This window comes from Dissulfurimicrobium hydrothermale (assembly GCF_022026155.1).
GTDB lineage: Bacteria > Desulfobacterota > Dissulfuribacteria > Dissulfuribacterales > Sh68 > Dissulfurimicrobium > Dissulfurimicrobium hydrothermale.
Window position 1 is genome coordinate 1,075,772 of the sequence record NZ_CP085041.1, and the last position, 11,596, is coordinate 1,087,367.

Here is an 11,596-nt window from a genome sequence, read left to right on the forward strand (position 1 = left end):
GGGGTGATATGAATAAAACGTTTGAATTAAACCTCAAGGCCTTGGAACAGGTCTTTCCCAAGCTTTATAACTTAGTAAAATTACATAATTATATGCCACCAGGAGAGCTCGTGCAAGGGAAGACGGGTGTCTTGACCTTAAAGTATGATCTCCCATCAGGTACCCTCCTTGCCTACGGCATAGACGACCCTATGAGAGATGCGGCGGTGCATCTACAGACCGTGCCGCCAGCCTCTACCGGTGTTGCGGTGTTCATCGGCATGGGACTTGGATATGGCCCGCTCATAGTCTTAAGGGAGCGGCCCCATCTCGCCAAGATAGTGATTATTGAGCCGTCCATTGACATATTTATGACTGCTTTGATGGCAAGCGATCTCACCGACCTCATCTCTTCAAAAAAGGTTGATATGAAGGTGGGTGTGATAGACCTTAAGAGCATGGAGATTGAGCTGAGCCGCGACGTGGCTGTCTCGGATACCCACATCCTGCGTCATACCCCTAGTTTTTGTTGGAAGAAAGGTCTGTATGGGCAGACAGATGCGGATGTGTACACCATACTCAATAAGATCAACACCATGGGCAGTACCACTATATACTTCGGCGAGCTGTTTTTCAAAAATCGTCTCTCCAATATTACCATGCTCCCCCATCTCCACAATGCGGACGTTCTGAAAGACCTGTTTAAGGGTAGACCGGCCCTGCTGGTCGCGGCTGGTCCGTCTCTTGACTTGTGTCTTGAAGATATCAGGCGCGCCAGAGACAGGTGCGTATTGATTACTGCTGATGCTGCATTGAATACCCTTTTAGGTGCGGGTATCGTTCCAGACTTTGTGACCTCGGTTGATATGCAGGCGATAAATTTTGAAAAGCTTTCAGACCATATCTGTAGGCCGTGGCCTTTTGCGCTTGCTGTGCCACCAAAGGCCTGCCCAATGATACTAAAGCGGTTTCAGGCCAAGTATAGATTTCTCACATTTGAGGAAGACCTGCCTCAACTATGGCTGACAAGGCTCCTTGGCGTGAGATATTTCATGCCTCCTATGTTGTCAGTGGCGCATCTTTCGCTTGGCCTTGCTATACACATGGGCGCCGATCCAATGATCTTTGTCGGTCAGGACCTTGCTTATACATCGCCTGGCGGTTCTGATCATGCAAGGGGCACGGTATTTCAGGGGACAGGGTTGCCTAAAGGCAGAGAGATCCTCTATACAGATGCTGTTGACGGTTCAAAGGTACCTACAGACAGGGCTTTTTTAAGCATGAAGACGCAGTTTGAAGAGATCATCAGGGGACACAAGGGATTGTTTATAAATGCAACCGCAAGGGGTGCGGATATCAAGGGGACAACGTCTATGCCCTTGTCCGAGGTGGTCAATTTATATATGACAGAGCCTTTTGACGCCGGGGCGTTGCTTGATGAGGCGGTGCAGAGAGAGAAGATGTGGAGGCCGGCGAGGTTTGTCGATCAGGTCCAGAAGACCGTTTCAATTATAAAAGAGATCTTGAAGAAGATCGACAGGGGTTCCTGGATTGCCGCCCGAGTTTTAAGGGGTATCGATGAGCTCAGGCGGTTTGGCGTGGACGCCGGGTCCATTGAGGACCTTCCGTCCGATTTGTCCGCCGAGGTCAAAAGGTTTGATGCCATCACAAAAGAAATTGATGCCTGTAAGGGCCTTCACGATCAGGTGTCGGAGTTGACCTATGGGGTGCTCAAAGATAACGACGTCAGGATTGCTAAAAACACGGCCCTTAGAAACGATGAAGGCTACCTTCTCTGGTTAAGAGCTGAGATCGAGAGGATAGAATGGGTTGAATCGGTTAGGAGAGAGGCATTTATTAAATATAGCGCCGTCTTGAACGGTCTCATCCATCGGTTGGCTGGCGAAGAGCGCCTTAAGAAGGCCTTCGGCGTCAGGCCTTCTGAGACGATGTTTACAGAACTCGCGGAATTATATAAAGATTCTGGAGACTTTATATTGCTTAAGGGGCTTGCTGAGACATATATTTCTTCATATCCTGAAAGTGCTTATGCAAATGCCTTTATGGGTCTCGCCCTGGCTGGGTTACTTGATATGGATGGTGCCAATGAATATTGGGATAGAGCTGTTTCCATTGATCAAAGGCTCGCCGGTGAGATAAGCAGGATGAAGAAGGATGCGGCTGAACCTTGGATCTCATTGTTGCAAAAAGAAGACCGCGTCTCGGACGGGAGTTATTTCAGGTGGGGTGAGGTCTTCCCGGGCCTTCTCGCCAAGTGGCTTTTCAGGATAAAGGGTGCGCTGAAGGGAGAAAGACGGGCTGTAGGAGAGATGATTAGCCGCGCATGGCCTGATTATGCCTTACGTATTGAGAGGTCTATTAATAACGGTGAGGTTCAGAAGGCGGAGGCATTGCTCGAGGCGTGGTCTTTGTTTGAAGATGAAGGCCTTGCTGGTTTTTATTATTTATGTGCAAGGCTTAGTTACCTTAAAAACGATCTTAAAAACGCAGCCGTTAGGCTTGAAAGGGATATTTCTTATTGTGAAGGGTCGGCGGACAGGCTCTCCTTTGCAGCCAGAGTCTGTCTTGAAGCCGGGAGATTTGACGAGGGTATAGGGTTTTTAAAAAAGGCGGTCGTGTTTGACGGTAATGCCGCCATCTTATGGAAAGAGCTTGGCGACCTCCTTATGTCTTTAAATAACTATGAGGATGCGATTTCGGCCTTTGAGCAGTATCTTCTGGTCTTCAAGGACTCCGCCGATGGTTTTAAAAAGCTTGGGGATTGCTACATGGCACTGGGCAGGCTTGAGGCCGCAAAGGCTGCATATGAGGCTGCCGTGCAAAAGATGAAAAAAGATCCAGCATTGTCCCCGGCATAAAGGCTAATTTAGAGACCCCAATATAATTTTTCTCAGCACTTCTTGATGGCGTCGCAAAGGGTCGTCGACCGCTGTATTGCGCTGCATCCTTCGTCACTGCGGTGACAGGAAGTACGCCTCGCTCCTCAGGGTTTGCGCGCCTTGCATTTGACGATTTTTACTTAGCCGTTATATATAATAACTTTTTACGAGACTCTTTTTTGAATCGCCTGTTTACATGCAATAAGGGGCTTGGAAGATCTTAAATGCCCTGCTCCCATGGAATCTGAATCAAAAACAGCTTGCTCACTCAGGACCTGGAATTGGTGGTCATGGAGCCAGAACTTCTAAGGCACAGGCTTACCTCTCTGTTTTTAAAGCAGCTGCGGGTTTGCACATGACAAGAGGTGTCATCCATCTCCATTGCCGAAAAGATCAGACGATATAGGTAATGATCATCTACCGGGGCGTATAGGATATGGCCGGTGACGGCGGATGCGGTTTTGTCCACCTCTACTATTAGACGGTGTGTCGCATCACCCACTATCACAATCCCTGAAGTTACTCCAAGCCCATGGCTGGCTGACACCAGAGCGGACACAGGGGCAAGGTGGTTTATCGGCTTGTCATGGATAAAGAAGGTTTCTGTCGCATCTCCGCCGTTGTGGGTGCTGAAGAAAAGGGAGTCACGTGCAAAAAGTTCCGGATTGAGGGTAATATGGCCCAATCGCAAGGTGCCGTTAGGGCAGCGTGGCCAATAGAAATGATATGCGATTCCAAGTTTCGGCTGATCGGCATTAATGGTGATCTCTTTGCATACAGGCCCAAGGCTGGTTGTGATCTCAGCATGTACCACAAGTTGCCCATTTGTTATTTCCCAGTGCGGATCAACGGCCGAAAGGTCAGTAAGTTTGGGTTGACCCGGTAATTCGAGCACAAAATGACCGGTATAGAAGTCGGCGCCGTAATGGATATCATCGAAATAGCCATGAGGGAGCGTTCTTATAAGTGGTTTGTCTGATATGGTCTTGTCCCACCAGCCGTTCACCGCCAGACCCCGATGCAGGTTGAGGCGTAACCGCTGGCACATGGTTTCGATCTCAAGGAAGGCGCCTTCAAGCCGCACACGGAAGGCATTCTGGCTTGCCGGGTTGTGATGGACGACCACTTCTTTAGGGACTGTGGGCAAAAGGCGTTGCTGCATGGCGGCCAGGCGTTGCTGTACCCCCTGCCAGCGTTTGGCTGTAATATGGGTACGGAAATCGCTACTCCACAGGTAGCACAGCTCCTTCCAATCGCTCTCCGTCGGGTCGGAACAGGCTGCGAGCGCCTCGAACAACCGCCAGCATGAGGTATTAAGTCCAAGGCTATCACGTCCGGCCAAGGCCCAGCGCATGAGGTTGTACTTGGCCTGTTTTTTTACGGGCACAGGTTGTTCCGCTGATTCGAGGCGCAGGCGGTGGCCGGCGCCGGGGTGGCCGAGGAAGTCGATCACCTGACTGGGCCTGATCATGGTAAAGCCGCCATCAGTCTTGATCGCCTCGAAGAGGCGAGAAATACGCGTCCACTCGCTCTCATCCCCCATGACCGCCTCGGCATGAAAACGCCCGGGCCGGAAATCAAATATCTCGGCATCATTGCCATAAATGGCAAGGGTCCGCTCGCCAACGCCTCGTTTTTGATTGAGAAATTCAATATATTCAGGCAATTCTATCTCGCCGTGGGCATAACGCTGAAATTTTTGGAATGCAATCGACTTGTTCCAGATCACCGGTAAGGTCGTGCCTTCCGACCCACAGGCAAGTTGGGGGAGATAACGCCATTCGGGATTCCATTCAGGGTGGCTGCTCGCGGGATTGTCCCACTCCATGATTATGGCTTGATAGCCGGTCTCTTTATATATCGACACAATTCCTGCGGAATAGGCCTGTTCGTTTACGAGTGCCAGCTGAGGGCGAAGGCCGAGGATGCCTTCATAGACCTGTAGGCCGATGCGCTGATTGGCGCGGTTGACCGCCGCCGGAACCAGCGGTCCGATAATCTGGACGTAGCCGCTGCCAATGAATTCCGTCAGGCCTTCGCGGCAGAGGCGGCGTAGTTCTTCTATCCATGCCGGGTCGAGGGTCTTGATTGTCTCCAGCGTGTATCCAGAGACTTCGATTCCCATCGGCAGGCGCTGCTCGCGGACAAGGCGCAGCAAGGGCCAATAGCAGCGGTTGATCACCTCGGGGCGTTGCTCTTCCTCGATGGAGGAGAAGGCGAGATTGAGATGAAAGAAGGAGAAGAGATATAACGGTTCAACGATCATATCAGGAGATTGGTTTTCTTGTATGAACATGAATGGCATCGCGGGCATGTTCCACTGTCCCATAGAAGCCGCGGCAAACCCCCCAGATACGCTCAATTTCAAAACCGGCGGCACGTAGCATATCTAAAAAATCCCGATGATTATATTCACGCAGATGATACGGGTTGATGGGTACCCCAAGCGGCCGCGGCATCAGTAAAGGGACTTCTGCAACAAGGACCCCGCCGGGCTTCAAGTTTCTAAAAAGATTTGCCAGCATTAGCCGGTCATTTGGGACATGCTCCAGGGTATGGAGGGAGATCACCATATCGAACCAGGCCTTGCGTCCTTCAAAATCAAAGGTCTGCCCGTCCCCTACCATAAACGCCAGCCGATCGTTTTCAGAGAATCTGGATCGTGCCTTATTCACATATGCCTCGAGATAATCCACCCCAAGAACGAATTCGGCCTTTTGACTTAATAGATGGCTGCCTGTTCCGGCACCGCAGGCGATATCAAGTATGCGTAATCCCGGCGGTATCATAGAGGCTAAAAAATGATATCGCGAGCCTGCGTAATCACGCCCGAAAAATTCGTTTTCCGGATGACAGCGGCGGGTCGCCAGCAGTTCTTCGCGTTGCGCTGCAATATAAACTGGAGCGGGCTCCAGGTACTCCAAACTGAATTCATCAGGGTGCATGTCCATATATCCCCAAGGGTTGAACTTCGCGCGCATCGCCTCTTGAGAATCGCCAGATAAGGAACCAATCTTCTCCAAGGCACTTAAGGTTGACACATCGGCTGCAAATGTTACATCGAAATCGCGTGGCGCCAGCACAGCGTCACATTTGTTTTGACGTATGCAGTGCACCATCCTGTCGATATATGAAAGATCCAAATGTTTCCAAATGGCGAGTACCCGTACTGCAAATTTCTCTCCTCCAACACATTGCTGCGCAGCACAAGTCCTACGACAGACATTATACGGATCCCCGACAAAACTCTGAAAACCCCAAGTGTTGAGCTTTTCGACAGCCTTATCCACCCCTTCGAGTTCGGGAAGCATGATCAATATTTGATTAATGTGAGGCCATTTCCTCAATTGCGCAAGATTCAAATCCTCTGGACTGGATGCATATAAAATTTCTTCTGGACCGGCCTGCACCAATACCGTGTAAGGCTCCATATTTCTTCCTGTCATATGGTTTGGATATTCAGTAAGTCGACGCCGCGTTCGGCGTTTGCAATCGCCTCCTCGGTCGTCTCGCCGCTTGCGATGACAAAGGCCGGACGATCTGCTGAATTCAGGTAAGGCCCAACATGGTCGCCAACCTTGCACCAGACGAAGACCTCGGCCACCCCAGGCGAGGCCTTGGCCTCCTCTACCCCGTTGATGGCCACAACCTTGCCAGGTTTTGGAAAGACAGCACGCACAGCGGAACCCTTTTCGTACTTATGCCGAATATCCCCCACATCAAGGGGCATACCGACCGCCAGCTTTAAAGCGGCAAGGATGTCATTGCTGCCGAAGGCCAGCGGCGAGGCATACTGGCAATGAAAGCCGCCAGACAGACGCGCAGTCAACTCAATGAGTTTGATCGACCCGTCTGGAGCAATGTTGACGTCCACCTTGTGTGCATTGAAATCGATGCCGATGAGTCGGGCGACGTTTGAAGCGAACATAAACATCTTTTTTTGCGTGGCCAGGGGCTGTTGCGTGGTATTTAAACCTGTCTCGCATGGCCATCTTGGAGATATGTAATGGGTATCGATAATAGAAAGCAGGTGCCACTGCCCATGCCAAGCGATCATTTCGATAGTATGTTTTGTTCCCTGTAAACATTCCTCTATCAGCACCCTGCCATCTTTTGAGGTATTGAAAGAGGCAGCTAGATCATAAGCCTCAGGCAAGAGATCTGGTGCATCGACACGCTGGACGCCCCTCGATGCACAATTGTCAAGCGGCTTAATGACACAAGGAAAGCCGATAATTGGCGCTGATCGCATGGCCTCTTTCTTAGTTTGGACAATACAATAGCGGGCCTTGTCCGTAAACCCCAAGGTGTCTAAATGGCGATGCATCATGAGTTTGTCATTGCAACGTCTAGCTACATCTAACGGAATGCCGGGGAGCGAAAGCGCTTTTGCGATAGCAGCTACAGTGATTTCAACATCTGCGCCACAGGTAAAAACACCTTTGATTCTATATCGTTTAGCGAGATCTTGAGCATAAGAAACAGCTGCTGCCATATCTTTAGTACTCACTGGTATAGCGACATCGGCATATTTCATCCCAGGGGCATTGGAGTTATAATCGAATGCGATAATGCCTAACCCTAAATTGTTACGGGCTAAACGATAGGCTGGCATAACCAGATCACTTGCACCGACGATGATCACGTAATCATGGCCACTAAATTGCTTCATATCCACTCCCATTTTTTATTCACTTCAAGTGTGGTGCTAGATCACGATATACACCTACAAGTTTAATACCGGTTCTTAGGCATTGTCCCAGTTTTTGTAAAATGATTTCTTCCGACGCCAGTGAAGATACCAGAATAACATCAGGCTTGCGCGATAAGGCATTATCCAGGTTGATTACTTGGATATCGTTTATTTCCAGTCCCCATTTTTTTGGGTCATCATCAATGATGAATTTGATATATTTTCTTTCTATATCACTTAGCTCCAATAGTGCAGTAGTATGTATGCCTGCACCGTAGATGTAGATGGTCAATCCTTGGTGATGCCATTCGTCAAATGCTTGCCTGATAGAATGAATGCATCGATCCAGTATGTTATGAAAATCGGCCAGTGCCTGTACCGAGTCTTGGATGTTTATGGATGAAACAAATTGCACCGGACTTATAGTCTGTTTGCGTGCCAATACTATGAAGCTGTTTCGAAGCATTGTGGTCGGTGGCTCAACTTCCCAGTGAAGGGTCTCGAAGCCAAATTGGGCAAGAAGTCTAGAAAGTGATGAAGGACTAAATATATTAAGATGCCAATTCTTAAACAAAAAGAAATATTCTATAATATCAGGAGAAAGAGCAAACAGGTTTGGTGCAGCAAGGCATATATAGCCATTTGGTTTTAACATCCGACGCGCAAAAGCAAGCAAGCGGCTAGGATTCTTGACATGTTCTATGACATGATAAGAACAAAAGAGGTCAAAACCATGCCCTGGCCATTCTTTTGGTTTTTTATCTATCAATTCATATGGACTGTTGATAATCTCCGAGAGGTTGAAATGCTTCTTTGCAAAAGCAGCTTGATCCATTGATGGCTCTATTCCTGCGCGGATCACCTTTGGCGAAAACAGAGAAAGAAAATGGCCGTATGCACATCCGACCTCCAAAACGCTGTTTATGGCCTCGGCAGTGGGTATATTTTGCGCCAAGAATTCATAACGCCAACGGGCTCGTTCAAACAGGTCATTTTTTGTATCTGCTAAGTATGCTTCGGGATAAGCCTGTCTGAAATTTTTGTAGCTCGCAATAATTTCTTTTTCAGTTTTTTGCCGGGTAAGATAGGCATGTCCGCAGTTTAGGCAAACTCCATCGGCGATCCCGCTGACATGGGACCATATTTCAGTTGCTTGATTACTACCGCATACAGGGCAATCTACTTTTTCAACCATCGTTATTGCCTTTCTTGGAATTCACTCGGTCACTAAGTCCTTGAAGCAAGGCCTCAATAATGCGTTCCGCACCCTTGCCATCCACTAATTGGCAGGCCAGTCGTCCTTTCTCTATTCTCTGTTTTTGATTCAGCAATCTATCTATTGTCTCCCTTGCAGCAATATCAAATGTATCGTCGTCGACCGCCAATCCACATTCGCAAACAGGCCAATTATTGTATTCTTCTTGCAGTGCTTGCTGTAAATCCAAATGTGCTTGGGTTGGCTCTATGACGACACAATCACGCCCTACACAAAAGGCCTCCAATTGGGTCAAGCCGAGTTTGGTTACAACTAAATCGGCGTCTGCCATTCTTCTGGCCATGTCCCGTGCTCCGCATACAATTTTGCTGTCTAGCCATTCAGCAATAATGGAATGGAGTTCGTCATTATTGTTCGACTCTCGGCCTATGATGATCTCTGCAGGTCCTCGAAAACCCAGTTTGCTTAGCGCTGTAAGAAATTTGATATTGCTGTGTAACATATCGCCGCCTCCAAAGGCGACAAGTAGTTTCGGCCTATCTCGATTAGTCTGTATTGGCATTGCATGATATTGCCTGAATTGCTCGTCAAGACAGGCATATTTGAGGCCATAGAGATATTTAGTCTTATTAGAATGCTGTAGTTTTTTGGCGCGCTGCTGTGTCATCATGGCATCACATACCATATCTGCCTCCATCCGCGCCTCGGTCAAGACATCTATCATTAATACAAAGGCCGAGCGTGCATGAAGCTTCCTGACAATGCTCACAGGAATCGTTCTTGGTGTATCGATTATAACTATAGGTGTATCGAAGTTGTTTGCTAATGATTGAAGGACGGTCGTCTCGCCTAGACCATAGAGAATTTCTGCCGTATATTGGTTGAGCGCTTGAAAGTAGACATCAAGCCCCCTACTTCGAGCGGCCTGGGCCAAATAGAAACTTCGCATGATATGTCCATGTCCGAGTTGAGATGATCCTTCAGTTTGAATTAGAATTTTCATTCAGTACATTTTTATAAGTTATTGTCGGATTTTGTAAGATATAAGATAATATATTCAGTCACCAGTCAAGGTGACGCCAAGCCAATGGGGCGCCTTGAGATACATCAACTCGAAGTATCCGGCCAATGAGCATCTTCAAATGGCGAGGCTTGATTTCTCCGATATTTGGACGGACGACAGCAAGGTCATCGCGTGTCAAAGTCATACCTGCTTTTAGATCGCGTGCGGCGAATATGCAGCGACGGCCGCCTGTCAAGCCCTCCTTTTCACTCGGCATGCAACGTTTTTGCCCGTCTCCCATAGCCGCCTCCAGACGACGAACGGCTTGGACCATCAATGCCAACTCATTGACTGTCAATGCAAAAAAACTATCCGGCGTATCGTCTTCTCTGGAAAATGTTACATGTTTTTCGATGACACATGCCCCCAAGGCTGTCGCCGCCAGAACCATTTCATGACCTGGAAGATGGTCTGAAAAACCGACAGGGAGACCAAATGCCTTTCTCAAAGTGTGGATAGCACGCAAATTGACATCTTTATAGATCGGGGGATAGGCTGCAATACAGTGCAGCAGTACAGTTCTGTCACGAGCTGGCCCGAGACACTCCAGTGCATGTTCGATTTCGCCAAGATTTGCCATGCCTACGGAAAGCAAGACGGGAAGCGAATATGTCGATATCTCTTCAAGCAATTCGTCATAGACAAGATCCGATGAAGAAATCTTTATCGCGGGTACCCCGATATCCCGAAGCAGACGCGCATGTTTCAGATCAAATGGCGTGGAAAGAAAATGGATATTCAATGAGTTGCAGTATGCCGCTAGTTCGACGTGCCATTCATTAGGGAGCTCATATTTTCTTAAAATCGGAATTGCCTTGGAATCCATCAATCGTCCATCTGTACCGACCTCTTTGACATTATTAAGTAGTTCCGCCGTCCAAGATTGGAATTTGACGGCATCCGCTCCGGCTTCGGCACAGGCATTGATCAGCCCTTTAGCCCGCTCAAGACTGCCGCCGTGGTTGGTTCCGATCTCTGCAATAATGAAAGTAGGATGGTCGGCCCCGATGGCTGTGTCACCGATTGTTATTCCCCTCATATTTTTCTTCCTCTGATAGTTGCAATGCCTTAAAAATAAGTTCCGCTCTTTGCCAGTCTTCAAGTGTGTCAATATCCTGCACCCTGTATCTCGGAAGAATTATCGGTATTGCGTCCTCAGGAAAGCCTGATGGTGAATTTAAGATCGAGGTACTTCTAGCCCAATAAAACTGGCCTGCGTCGTGATAGGCCGGCTCCAAATCCTGCGATCGGGCCTGATAATTCTCTGGATGAAACATTGTTACCCTACCGCTTGATGTAATCCTGAGGGCCCGTTGTATGGGAGACGGGAATGTGGTTACGGTAAATGCCTGTTCGCTGCCGCTGGATAATAACATATCCAGCCCCTTACATATATCGGACGACCGTATGAACGGCGCCGTGGCGTAGATGGTGCAAACGAACCCCGGCATCCCTACGTGTTCAGCGAACCATTCGACGGCATGTTTGACGACGGCCCCCGTACCTACATAGTCATCGGCGAGTTCTGCAGGCCGTATAAAAGGCACTTCAGCGCCCCATGTCTTTGCAACCTCGGCGATCTCTGCGTCATCCGTTGTCACAATGATATGGTCGAACAATCCGGATGCCTTCGCCGCCTCAATCGACCAGGCGATCATGGGTCTGCCGCAGAAGTCCTTGATGTTTTTGCGCGGGATGCGTTTACTGCCGCCGCGGGCAGGGATCACGGCAATGATCATCGTTGG

8 protein-coding genes are annotated in these 11,596 nt (G+C 48.9%); 1 reads left to right on the forward strand and 7 read right to left on the reverse strand.

The genetic code is table 11. The features are described from left to right. Positions 1-8: 8 nt before the first annotated feature. Entirely contained in the window at positions 9-2,858 is a 2,850-nt protein-coding gene (locus LGS26_RS05230; RefSeq protein WP_237887608.1) for a 6-hydroxymethylpterin diphosphokinase MptE-like protein, read from the forward strand. A gap of 289 nt (positions 2,859-3,147) precedes the next feature. On the opposite strand, the gene LGS26_RS05235 is transcribed toward LGS26_RS05230, so the two are convergent. The 7 genes from LGS26_RS05235 to pseF are packed head-to-tail and all read right to left on the reverse strand — an operon-like array spanning position 3,148 to position 11,590. Continuing rightward, the gene (locus tag LGS26_RS05235; protein ID WP_237887610.1) at positions 3,148-5,175 is read right to left on the reverse strand and encodes a glycoside hydrolase family 57; all 2,028 of its coding nucleotides are present in this window, start codon (positions 5,173-5,175) and stop codon (positions 3,148-3,150) included. Beyond that, entirely contained in the window at positions 5,147-6,310 is a 1,164-nt protein-coding gene (locus LGS26_RS05240) for a class I SAM-dependent methyltransferase (RefSeq protein WP_237887612.1), read from the reverse strand. Before LGS26_RS05240 ends, LGS26_RS05235 begins: the two co-directional genes overlap by 29 nt. 11 nt (positions 6,311-6,321) lie before the next feature. Continuing rightward, the gene (locus LGS26_RS05245; RefSeq protein WP_237887614.1) at positions 6,322-7,551 is read right to left on the reverse strand and encodes an ATP-grasp domain-containing protein; all 1,230 of its coding nucleotides are present in this window, start codon (positions 7,549-7,551) and stop codon (positions 6,322-6,324) included. A gap of 19 nt (positions 7,552-7,570) precedes the next feature. Continuing rightward, entirely contained in the window at positions 7,571-8,767 is a 1,197-nt protein-coding gene (locus tag LGS26_RS05250) for a class I SAM-dependent methyltransferase (RefSeq protein ID WP_237887616.1), read from the reverse strand. Beyond that, positions 8,760-9,791 carry a hypothetical protein gene (locus LGS26_RS05255; protein ID WP_237887618.1) on the reverse strand — a complete coding sequence of 344 codons (1,032 nt, stop codon included), beginning with the start codon at positions 9,789-9,791 and terminating at the stop codon, positions 8,760-8,762. The genes LGS26_RS05250 and LGS26_RS05255 overlap by 8 nt, the downstream gene beginning before the upstream one ends. Before the next feature lie 58 nt (positions 9,792-9,849). After that, complete coding sequence (locus LGS26_RS05260; RefSeq protein WP_237887620.1) at positions 9,850-10,890, reverse strand: N-acetylneuraminate synthase family protein; 1,041 nt, start codon at positions 10,888-10,890, stop codon at positions 9,850-9,852. Beyond that, positions 10,868-11,590: a pseudaminic acid cytidylyltransferase gene (pseF, locus tag LGS26_RS05265; RefSeq protein WP_237889877.1), complete on the reverse strand. Its 723-nt coding sequence runs from the start codon at positions 11,588-11,590 to the stop codon at positions 10,868-10,870. The genes LGS26_RS05260 and pseF overlap by 23 nt, the downstream gene beginning before the upstream one ends. Positions 11,591-11,596 lie beyond the last annotated feature (6 nt).